The 18,344-nt window shown below is 74.5% G+C and carries 15 protein-coding genes; 11 read left to right on the top strand and 4 right to left on the bottom strand.

All coding sequences use genetic code 11. From position 1 onward, the window contains the following. Positions 1 to 41: 41 nt before the first annotated feature. From ACZ6ZI_RS13505 to ACZ6ZI_RS13495, 3 genes are all read left to right on the top strand, one after another. Positions 42 to 887, top strand: a complete 846-nt coding sequence (locus ACZ6ZI_RS13505) for a GNAT family N-acetyltransferase (RefSeq protein ID WP_469519672.1) — start codon at positions 42 to 44, stop codon at positions 885 to 887. Positions 888 to 958: 71 nt separating this feature from the next. Next, positions 959 to 1,531: a GNAT family N-acetyltransferase gene (locus ACZ6ZI_RS13500; protein ID WP_469519669.1), complete on the top strand. Its 573-nt coding sequence runs from the start codon at positions 959 to 961 to the stop codon at positions 1,529 to 1,531. A 42-nt stretch (positions 1,532 to 1,573) separates the two neighbouring features. Continuing rightward, positions 1,574 to 3,271 carry a proline--tRNA ligase gene (locus tag ACZ6ZI_RS13495; protein ID WP_363057422.1) on the top strand — a complete coding sequence of 566 codons (1,698 nt, stop codon included), beginning with the start codon at positions 1,574 to 1,576 and terminating at the stop codon, positions 3,269 to 3,271. A 74-nt stretch (positions 3,272 to 3,345) separates the two neighbouring features. Here ACZ6ZI_RS13495 and ACZ6ZI_RS13490 read toward each other — a convergent pair whose 3' ends face one another. From ACZ6ZI_RS13490 to ACZ6ZI_RS13475, 4 genes are read right to left on the bottom strand one after another with little or no spacing between them, the layout of a single operon-like run. Next, positions 3,346 to 4,245, bottom strand: coding sequence for a slipin family protein (locus tag ACZ6ZI_RS13490; protein WP_469519666.1), 900 nt, complete (start codon positions 4,243 to 4,245; stop codon positions 3,346 to 3,348). A gap of 42 nt (positions 4,246 to 4,287) precedes the next feature. After that, complete coding sequence (locus ACZ6ZI_RS13485) at positions 4,288 to 5,190, bottom strand: aminoglycoside phosphotransferase family protein (RefSeq protein WP_469519663.1); 903 nt, start codon at positions 5,188 to 5,190, stop codon at positions 4,288 to 4,290. A 16-nt stretch (positions 5,191 to 5,206) separates the two neighbouring features. Continuing rightward, the gene (locus ACZ6ZI_RS13480) at positions 5,207 to 5,671 is read right to left on the bottom strand and encodes a ferritin-like domain-containing protein (protein ID WP_469519660.1); all 465 of its coding nucleotides are present in this window, start codon (positions 5,669 to 5,671) and stop codon (positions 5,207 to 5,209) included. Next, complete coding sequence (locus ACZ6ZI_RS13475; protein WP_469519657.1) at positions 5,668 to 6,300, bottom strand: hypothetical protein; 633 nt, start codon at positions 6,298 to 6,300, stop codon at positions 5,668 to 5,670. Before ACZ6ZI_RS13475 ends, ACZ6ZI_RS13480 begins: the two co-directional genes overlap by 4 nt. Before the next feature lie 116 nt (positions 6,301 to 6,416). Here ACZ6ZI_RS13475 and rimP point away from each other — a divergent pair, with 116 nt between their 5' ends. The 8 genes from rimP (at position 6,417) to ACZ6ZI_RS13435 (ending at position 18,312) form a co-directional block, all read left to right on the top strand. Beyond that, positions 6,417 to 6,938, top strand: a complete 522-nt coding sequence (gene rimP / locus ACZ6ZI_RS13470; protein WP_469519654.1) for a ribosome maturation factor RimP — start codon at positions 6,417 to 6,419, stop codon at positions 6,936 to 6,938. A 2-nt stretch (positions 6,939 to 6,940) separates the two neighbouring features. Continuing rightward, positions 6,941 to 8,008 carry a transcription termination factor NusA gene (gene nusA, locus ACZ6ZI_RS13465; protein ID WP_469519651.1) on the top strand — a complete coding sequence of 356 codons (1,068 nt, stop codon included), beginning with the start codon at positions 6,941 to 6,943 and terminating at the stop codon, positions 8,006 to 8,008. Positions 8,009 to 8,141: 133 nt separating this feature from the next. After that, positions 8,142 to 8,429, top strand: a complete 288-nt coding sequence (locus ACZ6ZI_RS13460) for a YlxR family protein (RefSeq protein ID WP_469519648.1) — start codon at positions 8,142 to 8,144, stop codon at positions 8,427 to 8,429. Between the two features lie 149 nt (positions 8,430 to 8,578). Beyond that, entirely contained in the window at positions 8,579 to 11,674 is a 3,096-nt protein-coding gene (gene infB / locus ACZ6ZI_RS13455) for a translation initiation factor IF-2 (RefSeq protein WP_469519645.1), read from the top strand. 153 nt (positions 11,675 to 11,827) lie between these two features. Next, a complete protein-coding gene (locus tag ACZ6ZI_RS13450; RefSeq protein WP_030227569.1) occupies positions 11,828 to 12,121 on the top strand; it encodes a DUF503 domain-containing protein in 294 nt (97 codons plus the stop codon). Between the two features lie 25 nt (positions 12,122 to 12,146). Continuing rightward, positions 12,147 to 12,599 carry a 30S ribosome-binding factor RbfA gene (gene rbfA, locus ACZ6ZI_RS13445; protein ID WP_363057404.1) on the top strand — a complete coding sequence of 151 codons (453 nt, stop codon included), beginning with the start codon at positions 12,147 to 12,149 and terminating at the stop codon, positions 12,597 to 12,599. Further along, a complete protein-coding gene (gene truB / locus ACZ6ZI_RS13440; RefSeq protein WP_469519641.1) occupies positions 12,596 to 13,504 on the top strand; it encodes a tRNA pseudouridine(55) synthase TruB in 909 nt (302 codons plus the stop codon). Before rbfA ends, truB begins: the two co-directional genes overlap by 4 nt. A 326-nt stretch (positions 13,505 to 13,830) precedes the next feature. Beyond that, positions 13,831 to 18,312 carry a hypothetical protein gene (locus tag ACZ6ZI_RS13435; protein WP_469519638.1) on the top strand — a complete coding sequence of 1,494 codons (4,482 nt, stop codon included), beginning with the start codon at positions 13,831 to 13,833 and terminating at the stop codon, positions 18,310 to 18,312. Positions 18,313 to 18,344: the final 32 nt, after the last annotated feature.

The raw sequence follows: 18,344 nt of genomic DNA, 5'->3' as shown, positions 1-18,344 counted from the left end.
ACAGTGCGGAGATCAGCGGACTTGCATGGTGAGGCCCCCCAGTGTTGACGCAGACCACCACCCGGGTCCTTGAACCCAGTGATCTCGACGCCGCGCTCGACATCCTCGGACGCGAGCCGGTCGAGAACGCGTTCGTCACCTCCCGGGTCCAGGTCGCCGGGCTCGACCCCTGGCGCCTGGGCGGCGAGATGTGGGGCTGGTACGCCGACGGCGAGCTGCGCGCCCTGTGCTACGCGGGAGCCAACCTCGTCCCCGTCTGCGCCGGACCCGAAGCCGTCCGCGCCTTCGCCGACCGCGCCCGCCGCACCGGCCGGCGCTGCTCCTCCATCGTCGGCCCCGCCGAGGCCACCCGACTGCTGTGGAAGCTCCTGGAACCCAGCTGGGGACCGGCCCGCGACGTCCGCTCCCACCAGCCCCTCATGACCATGGACCGGCCGTCCGCCGAGATCACCGCCGACCCCCTCGTCCGCCGCGTCCGCAAGGACGAGATGGACCTGATCATGCCCGCCTGCGTGGCCATGTTCACCGAGGAGGTCGGCATCTCCCCGCTCGCCGGCGACGGCGGCCTCCTCTACCAGGCCCGGGTCGCCGAGCTCGTCGGCGCGGGCCGCTCCTTCGCCCGCGTCGAGGACGGCAAGGTCGTCTTCAAGGCGGAGATCGGCGCCGCCACCTCCCGCGCCTGCCAGATCCAGGGCGTCTGGGTCGACCCCGAGTTCCGCGGCCGGGGACACTCCGAGACCGGCATGGCCGCCGTCGTCGCCTACGCCCTGCGCGACGTGGCACCCGTGGTCAGCCTCTACGTCAACGACTTCAACACCGCCGCCCGCGCCGCCTACCGCCGCGTCGGCTTCCGCGAGGTCGGCGCCTTCATGAGCGTCCTGTTCTGACCCCCGGCCCGTGGCCGCTTTCGGCCCCGCACCCGTACCGGAGCGGCGGTACCCCGCAGTAAGGTCGCCGCATGCTGCCTCCTCCCGCGGGCGACGACCCCGCCCGGCCCGCCGGCCTCCGCATCGGCCCCCTGGACCTCGCCGCCCGCGTGGACGAGGCCCTGCGCGTCCAGGCCGTGGCCTTCGGACTCAGCGAGGAGGAGGTCGGCATCCGGCGCTACATCGTCCAGCGCCACATGACCTCGCCCGGCGCCCGCGCCCTCGGCGCCTTCACCGAGGACGGCGCCCTCGCCGGCTTCGTGTACGGCATGCCCAACGACCGCACCCACTGGTGGTCCACCATCGTCGAGCCCTACCTGCGCGCCCGCGGCGAGGACGGCTGGCTCGACGACTCCTTCGTCATCACCGAACTCCACGTCCACCCCGGCTTCCAGGGCCGCGGCGTCGGCCGCGCCCTCATCACCCGCATCACCGACGGCGCCGCCCAGACCCGCTCGATCCTCTCGGCCATCGACACCGACAGCCCGGCCCGCTGCCTGTACGCCGCACTCGGCTACACCGACCTGGCCCGCAAGGTCCTCTTCCCGAGCGCGAGCCTCCCGTACGCCGTCATGGGCGCCCCCCTGCCCCTGCGCAGGCCCTGAAACCGTTTCCGGGCTCCGCCGCGCCCCCGGTAGCCTCCCGACATGTCTACGCAACACGTGCAGCGCATGTCCCGCCTCCTCGCCAGGACGCTGAGGGAGGACCCGGCCGACGCCGAGACCCTCAGCCACCGTCTCCTCGTCCGCGCCGGCTACGTCCGCCGCAGCTCCGCGGGCGTCTGGACCTGGCTGCCGCTCGGCAAGCGGGTCCTGGACAACGTCGCACGGATCGTCCGCGAGGAGATGGACGCCATCGGCGCCCAGGAGGTGCTGCTCCCCGCCCTGCTGCCCCGCGAACCGTACGAGGTCAGCGGACGCTGGAGCGAGTACGGCGACCTGCTGTTCCGCCTGAAGGACCGCAAGGGCGCCGACTACCTGCTCGGCCCCACCCACGAGGAGATCTTCACCCTCCTGGTGAAGGACCAGTGCACGTCCTACAAGGACCTGCCCGTGATGCTCTACCAGATCCAGACCAAGTACCGCGACGAGGCCCGCCCCCGCTCCGGGGTGCTGCGCGGACGCGAGTTCCAGATGAAGGACTCCTACTCCTTCGACACCTCCGACGAGGGCCTCGCCGAGTCCTACCGCCTCCACCGCGAGGCGTACGTGCGGATTTTCGAGCGGCTCGGCCTGGACCACCGGATCGTCTCGGCCGTGTCGGGCGCCATGGGCGGCTCCGCCTCCGAGGAGTTCCTCGCCCCCGCCGCCGCCGGCGAGGACACCTTCGCCGACTGCCCCTCCTGCGGCTACGCCGCCAACACCGAGGCCGTCACCTTCGCCCTGCGGCCCGTGAGCGCGGACCACGGCCCCGTCGAGGAGCTGGACACCCCCGACACCCCCACCATCGAGTCCCTGGCCGCCCTGCTGGACGTCCCGGCCTCCGCCACCCTGAAGAACCTCCTGGTCAAGGTCGACGGCGAGATCACGGCCGTCGGCGTCCCCGGTGACCGCGAGGTCGACCTCGGCAAGCTCGCCGAACACCTCGCGCCCGCGGTCGTCGAACTGGTCACCGCCGAGGACTTCGCCGACCGTCCCGACCTCGTACGCGGCTACGTGGGCCCGCAGGGCCTGGACAAGGTGCCCTACCTCGCCGACCCCCGCGTCGCCCCCGGCACCGCCTGGGTGACCGGCGCCAACCGCCCCGACACCCACGCCCGCAACGTGGTGTGCGGCCGCGACTTCGAGGTGGACCGCCACCTCGACGTGGTCGTCGTCGAGCCCGGCGACCCCTGCCCCTCCTGCGGCGCGGGCCTGCGACTGGACCGGGCGATCGAGGTCGGCCACATCTTCCAGTTGGGCCGCAAGTACGCCGACGCCTTCGGCCTCGACGTGCTCGGCCGGGAGGGCAAGCCCGTCCGCGTCACCATGGGCTCCTACGGCATCGGCGTCTCCCGGGCCGTGGCCGCCCTCGCCGAACAGACCGCCGACGCCCGGGGCCTGTGCTGGCCCGCCGAGGTGGCCCCCGCCGACGTGCACGTGGTCGCGGCCGGCAAGGCCGTACCGCTGGCCCTGGCCGAGGAGGCCGCCGACGCGCTGGCCGCCGCCGGGAAGCGGGTGCTGCTGGACGACCGCGCGGGCCTCTCCCCGGGCGTCAAGCTCACCGACGCGGAACTGATCGGCGTGCCGTGGATCCTCGTCGCCGGCCGCCGCGCCGCCGACGGCATCGTCGAACTCCAGCACCGCCCCACGGGGACCCGCGAGGAACTCCCCCTGGCCGAAGCCCTGGCCCGCCTGAACCGATAGCCCGGAGCCCCCGGAGCCCCGCGCGCCCCAGGCGACGGCCAGGCCCCCGGCGGCCCGCGGGCTCCCGGTAGCGCTCAGGCGCTCAGGCGCCCCGGGTCGTCGCCCGGGCCGTCCGCCGCCGGCCCCCGCTCAGGGGCCGGCAGCGGCGGCGGCGTACCGGCCCCGTCGGCGGAGTCGGGCCCGCGGTGCGGCCCGGAAGGCGCCTCGTGCCCCGCCGGCGCCGCACGCTCCAGGAAGCGCAACAGCTCCACCGGGAACGGCAGCACCAGCGTGGAGTTCTTCTCCGCGGCCACCGCCACCACCGTCTGGAGCAGCCGCAGTTGGAGCGCGGCCGGCTGCTCCGACATGACCTCCGCCGCCTCCGCCAACTTCCTCGACGCCTGCAGCTCCGCGTCCGCGTTGATCACCCGCGCCCGCCGCTCGCGGTCCGCCTCCGCCTGACGGGCCATCGAACGCTTCATCGTCTCCGGCAGGGACACGTCCTTGATCTCGACCCGGTCGATCTGCACGCCCCAGCCCATCGCCGGACTGTCGATCATCAGCTCCAGGCCCTGGTTCAGCTTCTCCCGGTTCGACAACAGGTCGTCGAGGTCCGACTTGCCGATGATCGACCGCAGCGAGGTCTGCGCCATCTGCGATACCGCGAAGCGGTAGTCCTCCACCTCGATGATCGCGCTCGCGGGATCGACCACCTTGAAGTACACGACCGCGTCCACCCGCACCGTGACGTTGTCCCGGGTGATGCCCTCCTGGGCCGGCACGGGCAACGTCACGATCTGCAGGTTCACCTTCCGCAGCCGGTCCACCACCGGGAGGATCATCGTGAACCCCGGCGGCCGCACGCCCGCCCGCACCCGACCGAAGCGGAAGACCACGCCGCGCTCGTACTGCTTCACCACCCGGGCGGCCGCGCCCAGGTACACCGCGACACCCGCCGCGGCGGCGATTCCCGCTGCCAGGAGTTCTTCGACCATGACGGCCCCCTGCCGGGCATGTCTTCCTACCTACGGTATGCCCTACAACCAGGCCGCGAACTCCAGCAACAGCTCCGCGTCCCGCCGCCGTCCGGCCGCCAGCGCCCGGTTGCCGGACTCCACCGCCCGGAACACCGTCCAGCCCCGCAGCCGGTCGCGGTCCACCTCCAGCGAGTCCGCGAGCCTGTTCACCCGCCGACGCGCGCCGGCCGCCCCCGCCGAGGTGGCGACCTGGTCCTCCACCCGGTCGCGGACCAGCCGCGCCAGGTCGTAGGCCCGCTCGCCGACCACCGGCTCCGGGCCCACCGTCAGCCACGGCGCCCGCTCGCCCGCCAGCACCTTGCCCTGCCGGAAGTTGCCGTGCAGGAGCAACTCCTCGCCGGGCCGCGCCGTCAGCTCCTCCCGCAGCGCCATCGCCGTGTCCGCCAGGCCCCGCAGCTCCGGCGGCGCCGCGCGCAGGGCCGCGCACTGGGCGACCGTACGATCCGCCACCGACTCGAAGGGGTGCCCGGCCGGGGGCTCCACCCACAGCCGTCGCAGCGTGCCGCAGGCCTCCAGCAGGGCCTTCGCCTCCGGCAGCGAGCGCAGGGACACCTCGGGGTGCAGGCGTTCCAGCAGGACGGCCCCGTCCCGCTCGTGGTGACGCGAGTCGAGGACCCGTACCGCGCCGAACCCGCCCCAGTGCGCCAGAGCCGCCAGCTCACGGTCCGGCCGGGCCCCCGGAGGGGCCATCTTCAGTGCGGCCGGAGTGCCGTCGGCGTAGCGCACGAGGAGCAGCAGGCTGCTGCGACCGCCCGGGGCCTGGACCCGCTGGGCCACCACCTCGCGTCGCCCGAGCGCCTCCTCGGCCAGCTCGGGCAACCGCCCCAGCCACTCCGTGTCCCGCGTCGTCTCCGGCAGCTCGCCGAGCGCCCGTACGAGTCGCTGGGGCGGTTCGAAAGCCATGCGTGCGTGGTCCCTTTCAGCTGTGCCGGGCTCGCTCCGAACGTTCCGTGAGCCCAGGGAAGGCTACGCCGACCCCGCGCCAGCGTGCCGCGCGGACGGCCGCGGCGCTCAGCGCGTCGGCCGCCTCGCGGCGCAACCGGCCGTCCGCCGACCGGACGAGATCGGAGTACGCCCCCGCCACCCGGTCCTCGATCTCGGCGGCCAGCCGCTCGGCGTCGGCCGGGGAACGCAGCTCGAACGGCAGCGTGTACGCCGCCTCGCTCGGCTGCGGCGCGCCGCCCAGCTCACGGACCGTACGGGTGAGCGCGTCGCGGCGCGCGAGGTGCGCCCCGTGGGCCTCCCGGGCCTCGCCGGCCCGGGCGGCGGCGCTGCGGGCGCCGATGACCCCGTACGCGTACACCGCCGCGTGTTCGGCGGCCAGCGCGGCCTGGGCCGCCTGGAGGGGCCGGTTCACGGCGGAGGGGGAGGGGGCGCGCTTCACGAGGCGGCTCCGGGGTTCGTGGTGAGCAGGTACGCGTGGACGGCGCCGCACGCCGCCACCGAGGCCAACATCCGGGCCAGTTCCCCGGGAGCGCCGGCCAGCGCGATGGTCCGGGCCTCGGACAGGCTCCGCTCGGCGTCGGCCAGGGCGCTCAGGGCCTCGGCCGGTTGCGGGGGCACGGGCTCGCGGCTCGCCGGGGCGCCGGGGGAGCCGCCGGAGCCGCCGGCCGACGGCGAGGTCGAGGCGTGCGGGGAGGCCCCGGCCGCCGCGCCGGGCGAGGCCGAGGTGTTCGATTTCGGGGCCGGGAAGGCCAGCGCGGAGGCGTGCGCGGCGACCGCGGCACGCAGCGGCGCGAGGCGTTCGGCGAGTGACGGATGCGCCGTCAGAGTGGTGTCGTAACGTTCCAGCAACCGTTCGCTGTCACGCACCGCCCCTTCCCGCATCCGCCGTTCGAGCGCGACGGCGGAGTCGGTCCCGGACGCGCCGCCCCCGCCGGTACACCCGGTGGTCAACGCGGCCCCGGCCACACCGGCGGCTCCGACGAGCAGGCTCCTTCGCGAGGGCCTCAAGGGCAGGGTCCAGGGCACGGCGACGTCCTCGGGGGTGATGTCGGGGCAGGGTGTGATCACGGTACCCGGGGGCGTCGGGCTCGGCGCGGACGGCAACACCCTCCGCGACCGGATACCCTTTGACCTGACACGCGACGGAAAACGACAACAGCAGACGCGGCCGAGGAGTCACCCGGATGAGCACCACCCAGAGCGACAGGCTGCGCGGACTGCTGGAGCCGCTCGTCACCGCCAAGGGCCTGGACCTCGAGGACATCGAACTGTCCAAGGCAGGCCGCCGCCGGATGCTGCGCATCATCGTCGATTCCGACGAGGGCCTCGACCTGGACCTCTGCGCCGAGCTGAGCCGTGAGATCTCCGACAAGCTCGACGAGACCGACGTGATGGGCGAGGACGAGTACCAGCTCGAAGTCAGCTCCCCGGGCGCGGACCGCCCGCTCACCGAGCACCGTCACTACGTCCGGGCCACCGGCCGTCTCGTGAAGTTCCAGCTGTCCGTCGAGGGCGACAAGGGCGAGGAACTGATCGCCCGCATCCTCGACGTCGACGACGAGGGCATGGACCTCGAGGTTCCGGGCGTGAAGGGCCGCAAGGCGACCGCCCGCCGCGTCGCGTTCACCGACATCGCCAGGGCGCGTGTCGAGATCGAGTTCAACCGCAAAGACAAGAGCGGCATGCAGAAAGAAGAGGAGGCGTAGCCGTGGACATCGACATGAGTGCCCTGCGGGGTCTGGTCCGGGAGAAGGAGATCTCCTTCGACCTGCTCGTCGAGGCGATCGAGTCGGCCCTCCTCATCGCGTACCACCGCACCGAGGGGAGCTTCCGGCGCGCGCGTGTCGTGCTGGACCGCACCAACGGTCACGTGGTCGTGTGGGCGACCGAGGACCCGAGGGACCTCGAAGAGGGTCAGGAGCCCAAGGAGTTCGACGACACGCCGTCGGACTTCGGGCGCATCGCCGCGACGACCGCCAAGCAGGTGATCCTCCAGCGTCTGCGCGACGCCGAGGACGACCTGACCTTCGGCGAGTTCGCCGGCCGCGAGGGCGACGTCATCACCGGTGTCGTCCAGCAGGGCAAGGACCCCAAGAACGTCCTCGTCGACATCGGCAAGCTGGAGGCCATCCTGCCCGTGCAGGAGCAGGTCCCCGGCGAGGAGTACCCGCACGGGCTCCGCCTGAAGGCGTACGTGGTGCGCGTGGCGAAGGGCGTGCGCGGTCCGTCCGTGACCCTGTCGCGTACCCACCCGAACCTGGTGAAGAAGCTGTTCGCGCTGGAGGTCCCCGAGATCGCCGACGGCAGCGTCGAGATCTCGGCGATCGCCCGCGAGGCCGGTCACCGCACCAAGATCGCCGTCCGGTCCACCCGTTCGGGCCTCAACCCGAAGGGCGCCTGCATCGGCCCGATGGGCAGCCGCGTGCGCAACGTCATGGCCGAACTGCACGGCGAGAAGATCGACATCGTCGACTGGTCGGACGACCCGGCGGAGATGGTGGCCAACGCCCTGTCGCCCGCTCGGGTGAGCAAGGTCGAGGTCGTCGACTGGGACTCCCGCTCGGCCCGCGTGACCGTGCCCGACTACCAGCTGTCGCTGGCGATCGGCAAGGAGGGCCAGAACGCCCGCCTCGCCGCCCGCCTCACCGGCTGGCGCATCGACATCCGCCCCGACACCGAGGTCCCCTCGGACGAGGACGGCGGCCGTGACGGTGGTCGCGACGGCCGTGACGGCGGTCGCGACGCGGACCGCGGCGGATACCGGGGTCGGGAATAAATCACTACCGACCGGAGGTTTCCGGCCGGTAGACAGGGACTCTCGATGCCGGGAGTCCCTCCTGGATCACAACGACATCCGTTCGATTTTTCACCTGAAGGGGTGAGGTCGGTACGGGGAGGTAGACTTAGGCGTGTCTGGCCGGACGCAAGCCCGCGCATGCCCCGAACGCACCTGTGTGGGGTGTCGGGAGCGAGCGGCCAAGAGCGATCTGCTGCGCATCGTGGCGATCGAGGACCAATGCGTCCCCGATCATCGCGGTACGCTGCCCGGCCGGGGTGCCTACGTGCACCCCGCCGCGGTCTGCCTCGACCAGGCGGTCCGCCGCAGAGCGTTCCCCCGGGCCCTTCGGTCCGCAGGAGCGCTCGACACGACGGATCTGCGCGCAGCCCTGGCCGTCACGGCCGAGGCGACACCGTAAGAAGAAGTACGGCACGGATACCCCCGTGCGGTCAGGTACCTCGCGAGTTGGAAGTAGGTCGAGATTGCGATGAGCACTCGATGAGTACGCGATGAGTACGCCCATGAAGTAGCGACGGTCCGGCGTAACCCGGACCTAAAAGGAGCGAAGTGGCTAAGGTCCGGGTATACGAACTCGCCAAGGAGTTCGGGGTGGAGAGCAAGGTCGTCATGGCCAAGCTCCAAGAACTCGGTGAATTCGTCCGTTCGGCGTCCTCGACGATCGAGGCGCCCGTTGTACGCAAGCTGACCGACGCGTTGCAGGGGCCCGGCGGCAACGCCGGCAAGTCCGCTGCGAAGCCCGGCGCGCCCCGCAAGGCCGCGCCCGCCAAGCCCGCGGCGCCCTCCCCGGCCGCCGCGGCACGTCCCGCTGCCCCGAAGCCCGGCGCACCGGCCCCCAAGCCGGCCGCTGCCGAGGTCCCGGCCGCAGCTCCCGTGACGCCCGCCGCCCCCGGCCCGCGTCCCGGTCCCAAGGCTCCGGCCGCCCCGAAGCCCGCTCCGGCGGTGCCCGTGGCGACCGAGTTCTCCGCGCCCCCGGCGGCCCCGGCCGCCCCCGCGCGTCCCGCCGCGGCCCCCGGTCCCCGTCCGACGCAGCAGCGTCCGGCGGCCCAGGGTCAGCCCGGCGCCCGTCCCGGCGCCCCGCGCCCGGCCGGTGCCACCCCCGGTGCCCAGGCCCCGCGCCCCGGTGGCGCCCAGGCCCCGCGTCCCGGTGGTGCCCGTCCGGCCGGTCCCCGTCCGGGCAACAACCCCTTCACCTCCGGCGGCTCGACCGGCATGGCGCGCCCGCAGGCGCCCCGTCCGGCCGGCGCCCCGCGTCCCGGCGCCCCCGGCGCCGGTGGCGGCCAGGGTGCCCCGCGCCCGCAGGGTGGTCCCGGCGGCGCTCCGCGTCCGCAGGGTCCCGGCGGCGCCCGTCCGACCCCGGGCGGCATGCCCCGTCCGCAGGGCGGTGCCCCGCGTCCCGGTGGTGCCCCCGGTGGTAACCGTCCGAACCCGGGCATGATGCCGCAGCGTCCCGCTGCCGGTGGTCCCGGTCCCCGTCCCGGCGGCGGCCCCGGTGGCCGTGGTCCCGGTGCCGGTGGTCCCCGTCCCGGTGGCGGCGCGGGTCGTCCCGGCGGCGGCTTCGCCGGTCGTCCGGCCGGTCCGGGCTCGCGTCCGGCCGGTGGCGGCTTCGGCGGCCCGCGTCCGGGCGGCGGCGGCTTCGGCGGCGGTCCGGCCGGTGCCGGTGGCGGCGGTCGTCCCGGCTTCGGCGGGCGTCCCGGTGGTCCCGGTGCCCGTGGTGGCACGCAGGGTGCCTTCGGCCGTCCCGGCGGTCCGGCCCGTCGTGGTCGCAAGTCCAAGCGCCAGCGTCGCCAGGAGTACGAGGCCATGCAGGCCCCGTCGGTCGGCGGCGTGATGCTGCCGCGCGGTGGCGGCGAGACCGTGCGCCTGTCGCGCGGTGCCTCCCTCACCGACTTCGCGGAGAAGATCAACGCCAACCCGGCGTCGCTCGTCGCCGTGATGATGAACCTCGGCGAGATGGTCACGGCCACGCAGTCCGTCTCGGACGAGACCCTCCAGCTCCTCGCCGACGAGATGAACTACGTCGTTCAGATCGTCAGCCCGGAGGAGGAGGACCGCGAGCTCCTCGAGGGCTTCGACATCGAGTTCGGCGAGGACGAGGGCGGCGAGGAATTCCTCATGCCGCGTCCGCCGGTCGTCACCGTCATGGGTCACGTCGACCACGGTAAGACCCGCCTCCTCGACGCCATCCGCAAGACGAACGTCGTCGCGGGCGAGGCCGGTGGCATCACCCAGGGCATCGGTGCCTACCAGGTGGGCACCGAGGTCAACGGCGAAGACCGCAAGATCACCTTCATCGACACCCCGGGTCACGAGGCGTTCACCGCCATGCGTGCCCGCGGTGCGAAGTCGACCGACATCGCGATCCTCGTGGTCGCGGCCAACGACGGCGTCATGCCGCAGACGATCGAGGCGCTGAACCACGCCAAGGCAGCCGGCGTCCCGATCGTCGTCGCGGTCAACAAGATCGACGTCGAGGGTGCCGACCCGGTCAAGGTGCGCGGTCAGCTCACCGAGTTCGGTCTGGTCGCCGAGGAGTACGGCGGCGACACGATGTTCGTCGACATCTCCGCCAAGCAGGGTCTGCACATCGACTCCCTGCTGGAGGCCGTCGTCCTCACCGCCGACGCCTCGCTCGACCTGCGCGCCAACCCCGAGCAGGACGCTCAGGGTATTGCGATCGAGTCCCACCTCGACCGCGGCCGCGGTGCCGTCGCCACCGTCCTCGTCCAGCGCGGTACCCTCCGCGTCGGCGACACGATGGTCGTGGGCGACGCCTACGGCCGTGTGCGCGCCATGCTCGACGACAAGGGCAACAACATCGAGGAAGCGGGTCCCTCGACCCCCGTCCTGGTCCTGGGTCTCACCAACGTCCCCGGCGCCGGCGACAACTTCCTCGTCGTCGACGAGGACCGCACCGCCCGTCAGATCGCCGAGAAGCGTGCTGCGCGTGAGCGCAACGCCAACTTCGCCAAGCGCGTCCGTCGCGTGTCCCTCGAGGACCTCGACTCCGTGCTCAAGGCCGGTCTGGTCCAGGAACTCAACCTCATCATCAAGGGCGACTCGTCCGGTGCGGTCGAGGCCCTGGAGTCCTCGCTGCTCCAGCTCGACGTCGGCGAAGAGGTCGACATCCGCGTCCTGCACCGCGGTGTGGGTGCGGTCACCGAGTCCGACATCTCGCTGGCGATGGGCTCCGACGCCATCGTCATCGGCTACAACGTCCGCGCTGTCGGCCGTGCCGCGCAGATGGCGGACCGCGAGGGCGTCGACGTCCGCTACTACTCGGTGATCTACCAGGCCATCGAGGAGATCGAGGCGGCCCTCAAGGGTCTGCTCAAGCCGGAGTACGAAGAGGTCGAGCTCGGTACGGCGGAGGTCCGCGAGATCTTCCGCTCGTCCAAGCTGGGCAACATCGCGGGTGTCCTCATCCGCTCCGGCGAGGTCAAGCGCAACACGAAGGCGCGGCTCCTGCGCGATGGCAAGGTCATCGCCGAGAACCTCACCATCTCGGGTCTGCGCCGCTTCAAGGACGACGTCACCGAGATCCGCGAGGGCTTCGAGGGTGGTATCAACCTCGGTTCCTTCAACGACATCAAGGTCGACGACGTCATCGCGACGTACGAGATGCGCGAGAAGCCCCGCGCGTAAGCGCGAGGCACATCGCACCGTGTCGTAACCCCGGGGCCGGTCGGCGGAATATCCGTCGATCGGCCCCGGCCGTTGCGTGTACGGTTCTGGTGACCCTGCCGCGCGTCGGCCGGCAGGCCACCTAACCCGAACCGGCGGGACATCCGGAACTGCATGTACGTGGGGACTCTGTCCTTCGATCTGCTCCTCGGCGACGTCCATTCGCTGAAGGAGAAGCGCTCCGTCGTCCGACCCATCGTCGCCGAGCTCCAACGCAAGTTCTCCGTGAGCGCGGCCGAGGTGGGCGACCAGGATCTGCACCGCAGGGCCCGTATAGGGGTGGCCCTGGTCAGTGGGGACGCGGGGTTCGTGTCGGACGTACTGGACCGCTGCGAGCGGCTGGTCGCGGCACGTCCGGAAGTGGAGCTGCTGTCGGTGAGACGCAGGTTCCACGGTGATGAAGACTGACTGCAAGGAATAAGGAGACGGACCAGTGGCCGACAATGCGCGGGCGAAGAAGCTGGCGGACCTCATCCGGGAGGTGGTGGCCGAGAAGCTGCAGCGCGGCGTCAAGGACCCCCGTCTCGGTACGCACGTGACCATCACGGACACCCGGGTCACCGGCGACCTGCGGGAGGCCACGGTCTTCTACACGGTCTACGGCGACGACGAGGACCGGGCCAGCGCGGCGGCGGGCCTGGAGAGCGCCAAGGGCGTCCTGCGCTCCGCGGTCGGTCGGGCGGCGGGGACCAAGTTCACCCCCACCCTGACCTTCGTCGCGGACGCCCTCCCGGAGAACGCCCGCACCATCGAGGACCTCCTCGACAAGGCGCGCGCCTCCGACGCCCAGGTGCGCGAGGTCTCCTCCGGCGCCCAGTACGCCGGCGAGGCCGACCCGTACAAGAAGCCGGGCGACGAGGACGACGAGGACGCAGCCGCGGAATGAGCACCGACGCAGCAAAGACGCCGGACGGCCTGGTCATCGTCGACAAGCCGTCCGGCTTCACCTCGCACGACGTGGTCGCCAAGATGCGCGGGATCGCCAAGACCCGCCGCGTGGGCCACGCCGGCACCCTCGACCCGATGGCGACGGGAGTCCTCGTCCTCGGCGTCGAGAAGGCCACCAAGCTCCTCGGCCACCTCGCGCTGACCGAGAAGGAGTACCTCGGGACGATCCGTCTCGGTCAGTACACCCTCACGGACGACGCGGAGGGCGAGATCACCGGCTCCGCCGACGCCTCCGGGGTCACCCGGGACGCGGTCGACGCCGGGATCGCCAAGCTGACCGGCGAGATCATGCAGGTCCCGTCCAAGGTCAGCGCCATCAAGATCAAGGGCGTGCGGTCCTACAAGCGCGCCCGCGACGGCGAGGACTTCGAGATCCCGGCCCGGCCGGTGACCATCTCGTCGTTCCAGGTCTACGACATGCGCGAGGCCGAGGCCGAGGACGGCACCAAGGTCGTCGACCTCGTCGTCTCCGTGGTCTGCTCCAGCGGCACCTACATCCGGGCCCTCGCCCGCGACCTGGGCGCCGACCTGGGTGTGGGCGGACACCTGACGGCGCTGCGCCGCACCCGCGTGGGCCCGTACAAGCTCGACCGCGCGCGCACCCTGGACCAGCTCCAGGAGGAGCTCACCGTCATGCCGATCGGTGAGGCGGCCGCGGCCGCGTTCGCGCGCTGGGACCTGGACGCCCGGCGGGCCTCGCTGCTGGCCAACGGCGTCCGCATCGAGATGCCCGACGAGTACCGCGACGGGCGCACCGTCGCCGTCTACGGGCCGCAGGGGCAACTGCTCGGGCTCGTGGAGAGCAAGGGCGGCAAGGCGAAGTCGCTCGCGGTCTTCGTCTGACCGCACCCTGGGACGACACCCGGATCCGCGGGATCCGGGGGACCGGGGCATCCGGGGGCCGCGCCCGGCCGGGCGGTCTTCCCCGGCCGGGCCCGGTGTTCGATGACGTGGAGCGGTGAGCGCGCGGCGAAGGCCGCTCACCGCTCCACGACCCCCCTCGGGTAGCTCTCTATCCACCCCCCGCCCCGTATTCACCCGTCCGAGCAGGCGCTCGGAGTGAATGGAGGGGGCGTAAGGGGGCGCTTTCGGCCCGCGTGCTTTTCGCGCCGATCTTCACTTGCCTACCGTCGATACCACGGGTCCCGCGGCGGGGGAGTGGTGCGGCGATGACTGACGAGGTCAGGGGCGGTACGAGGGTTCTGCGGGCGGACGCCGGCGGCTGCGCGGCACCGGACGGGGCCGGGGTGTCGGACGGGTCCGCGGTCTCCGGCGCCTCCGGGGCGGACGACGCCCCGCGGGACGGGGACGGCGTGAGCGGAGCCTGGAGCGGAGCCCAACTCGTCACGATCCACGACCTCGTCGGACGGCCGCGCGGCACCGGTTTCGTGGCCGACGACCGGGGCACCGTGATCACCGCCCACGAGGTCGTCGACGGACTCACCCGACTCGTGCTGACCGGTCCGGGGGAGCGCGCCTGGCGGGCCGAGGCACTGGACCTGACCCCCCTGCCCCGACTGGGCCTCGCCCTCCTCCGTACCGACGGGCTCGGCGCGCGTCCGCTGCCCGTCGCCCTGCGCGAGGACGTCCCCGCCGGGACGTACGTACGCCTCCCCGCGCGGGGCTGGCGCCAGGCGCGGGTGCTGGGGGCCGGAGCGGAGGTCGTCCACACCACCCCGGAGCGCTGCCACGTCCTGCCCGCCGGCCTGGAGCTGGCCATCGGCACGGACGGCCGGGACGCCCTCGGACTGGGCGGGGAGGCCTGCGGGGCACCGGTCCTGGACGCGGCGACCGGGGCCGTCCTCGCGGTCGTCGGCGCCGGACTGCGGAACCGACACGGCCGCGGCCCCTTCGCGGTACCGCTGCGCGCCGCCGCCGCGGCCGACCCCGCCGGCCCCCTCGCCGCCCTCCTGGAACGCAACGGCGCCACCGTCCCGGCGTACGGGCCCGAACTCAACCTCGCGGGCGCGCTGGAACTGACCGCGACCACGGTGGGCTCCGCCCTGGGACCCGCCCGCCCCGCGGTGGAACGCCCCCGGACGGCGGCGGAGCTGGCGGCGTTCACCGCCGGGGACCGGCTCGTCCTCGGCCTGGTCGGAGACCCCGGGACCGGACGCACCACCGCGCTGGCGACCCTCGCGACCGCCCGGGCGGGCGGTCCGCGCCCGGCCCCGACGCTCTGGCTGCGCGGGGCCGACCTGCGGGCCGGCGACGCCTCGCTGGCCGAAGCCGTGACCCGGGCCCTGGACGCGGCGGGGCGCATCGTCGCGGCCGGACCGGGCACGTCGGGAACCGCGGCGGACCCCGGCACGGGCGCGGGCCCGACGGGACCGACGGCCTGGGCGACGGCGGTGGCGGGGCCCGGGGAGCACGCGGCGGGCCCGTGGAGCGCGCCGGGGACCTTCGGCGCCGGCTTCGGGCCGAGGCCGACGGGCCCCGCCATCCGGCGCTACCGCCTGGCCGGTGCCGGTGCCGGTGCCGGTGCCGGTGCCGGTGCCGGTGCTGGTGCTGTGGCCGGGACCGGATCGGGAGCCGGGGTCGGGGCCGGTGCTGGGGTCGGAGTCGGGCCGGGGGTTGGGCCTGGAGCCGCGGTCGGGGCTGGTGCCGGAGCCGCTTCCGGTGTCGGATCGGGAATCGGGGTCGGACCTGGATTCGGAGCTGGGGCCGGGGCCGGATCGGGAGCCTGGGCTGCGGCTGCGGCTGCGGCTGGTGTCGAAGTCGGGTTGGGGGCTGGGGCTGGGGCTGGGGCCGAGCCGGGAGTCGGGCCCGGAGCCGGATCCGGAGTCGGGGCCGAGGCCGCCGCCGGGGACCGCGTCGGCGTCGGCCTCGCGGGCCCCCGCTCCGGGGCCGCCGCGCCGGGTTCCGGCGAAGGCGTCGGGGCCGGGGCGGCGGCCGGGCGCCACGTCGGGCACGATGCGGGGCGCACCACAGGGTGCGACGCCGGACGCCCTCTCGGGCGCGGCGTCGGGGAACCCGGTTCCGGGGGGTGGGGCCCCGCGGCGCCCGGCACGTACGGCGGCACCGCCCGGGGGCTGACCGGGCCCGGATTCTCCGCCCCGCGTTCCGTCGCGACGGGTTCCGCCGTTTCGGATCCCGGGCTCTTCGGGGCCGCCGGCGTGGACCCCGTCCTGTGGGGTCACCACCTCACGGCCCCCGCCGCCCCGGATCCGCAGGCGCCCGATCCCCGCCTCCCCGGGCCGGACGCCGCCGGGTACCGCGTCCCGCGGCCCCGTCCCGCCAGGCCCGCGGAGCCGGACGCGGAGCCGGACGCGTTCGACGGCCGCACGGGCATCGCGGAGCGGGTCGCGCGGCTGGCGGGGGCCGCCGGGCGCCCGTTGCTGATCGTCCTGGACGGCCCCGAGGAGATGCCCCCGCACCTCGCGCACCGCCTCGAACCCTGGACCGCCGCCACCACCGCCTGGCTGCGCGCCACCGGAGCCCGCCTGGCCGTCGCCGCCCGCCCCGAGCACTGGGAGCACGCCGGCGCCCTCTATCCGCCCGAGGTGCTGTACGCCCCGGACCGACCGGCCCGCCGGCTGCCCCCCGCGGTGCCCGTCGGCGACCTCACCCCGGACGAGGCACGCACCCTGCGGGCCCGCCTCGCCCTCCCGGCCGCCGGCGGCGTGCGCGAGGCCGACGCCGCCCACCCGCTCACCCTGAGCCTGCTGGCCGGGATCCGCGCCGCCGGGGTGGACTCCGGCAGCCCCGGCCGTGACGAGGTGTTCGCGGCGCACCTGGACCTGGTGGCGCTGCGCGTGGCCGTCCGGATCGCGGCCCACGCCTCCGGCGCCGCCGTCCACGGGCCGGGCGTACGCCGCCTCGCCACCCGCGTCTGCGGGCGGATCCACGACGCCGCCCGCCGCTGCCTGGGCCCGGGCCGGGGCCAACTGGACCGGGCCGCCTTCGAGGAACTCTTCCCCTGGCGCACCGGCTGGGCCTCCGCCGTCCTCACCGAAGGCCTGCTCGTCCCGGCCGGCCCCGGCTACCGCTTCGCGCACGAGGAACTGTCCGACTGGCTCCAGGGCGGCCACCTCGACGTCCCGACCGCGCTCGACACCCTGGTCCACACCGGCGCCGCCGGCGGCGGTCCGCCCGTGCCCCGCCACCGCGTCGGCCCCGTCCTGGAGGCCGTGCGCCGCCTGCCGCCCGCCGACGCCCGCGCCCGGCTGACCGCACTGGTCGGCGCCCTCAACGACTTCGCCGGACCACGCCCCGCCGACGCCCCGCCCGTCCACCCCGACCGCCTCTGGTGGGCCGGTCGACTGCTGCGCGGGGCCCTCCTCGCCGCCCCCGACGCCCGGCCCCACCTGCCCGTCCTGCACGCCCTCGCCGAACACGTCGCCCAGGCCGGTCCCGGCGGCTTCGGCGGCTGGTTCTGGAACCGGCTGCGGCTGCCCGAGTCCGACCGCCTCGACCTGCTGCGCCGTCTGCTCCCCTCCGACCACCGCTACCTGGAGGCCGCCGCCCGCCGGCTCGCCCGCGCCCCACGGCTCGTACAGCCCCTGCTCTGCGCCTGGTTCACCGACGAACGCCGCCTGCGCGGCCGACCCGGCGCGACCGTCGCCACCGCCGCTCAGGCCCTGCTGCACACCCACCGCGCCCTCGCCGTCGACGACCTCACCGAGGCCCTCGTCGCCGCCGCGCACCCCCGCGCCGACGAACTGCTCGCCGTACTCGCCGAGGAGGAACCCTCCGCCCTGTGCCGGGCCGTCGACCGCTGGGCCCACGACGAGCGCCCCGCGCGACGCGTGGCCGCCGCCGCCTACGGATCGGCCACCGCCCCCCACGTCCGCGGCCCCGCCGACCGGGAACTGCTGCGCCACGCCGCCGAGGCGCTCCTCGCCCGCCCCGACGACGCCGCCCTGCACGGCAGTGCCCTCGGGATGCTGCTGCGCGACCCCCAGGCACGCGCCCGCCACCTGCCCGAAGCCCTCGCCTGCTTCCGCGACCCCGAGCGCGGCTCCCGCCTGCCCGCCTCCGCGCTCGTCGCCGCGCTTCCCGTGCTGCCCGACCCGGACACCGTCTTCGCCGCCCTGCGGGCCCGGGCCGACGGGGAGGTGCTGCGCGCCCTGGCCGCGCTCACCACGCCCGGGCTGGCCCGCCGCGCGGGCGACCTCGTACGGGAACACCTGGCGCGCCGCCCCGCGGACGCCCCGCACGGCGCCGCGTTCGTCGCGCGGCGCCTGGACCAGGGCCCGGCCGCCGGGCCCGTGCTGCGCCCGCTGGTGCTGGACCTGCTGCGCGGGGGCGCCACCCCCGTACGGGCCGCCCTGGCCGGGGTCCTCGCCGCCCCGGGGGAGGAGCCCTCGGGGCCGCTGCGGGCCGAGCTGACCGGCGTACTCCTGCGCGAGGAGACCGACCCGGCCGTCCTCGGGGCCTTCCTCGACGCCCTCGCGGCCTCGACCCGGCGGCGCCCCGAGGAACGGACCCGCGAGCTGCTGCGGCGCACGGGCCGGCAGCTGCTGCGCGTCCCCGGCGGCCCCGCCCTCTTCGAGCAGCGCACGGTGGAGCTCGCCCGCGCCGATCCGGTGTTCGGTGCCCTGGTCGCCCGCTGGCTCTCCCAGGCACAAGCGGAAGCCGCCGCGCTGCTGGGGCCGGGCGCCCGCCGGACGGTGGAGACCCTCAGCCGGAGCGACCGGGACGTCACCTGACGAGCGTCGCGGCCGCGCCGTCCGCGACCGCG

This window comes from Streptomyces sp. NPDC103540 (genome assembly GCF_055584445.1).
The sequence above is the reverse complement of the archived record's forward strand: the minus strand, read 5'-3'. Positions and strand labels throughout refer to the sequence as shown.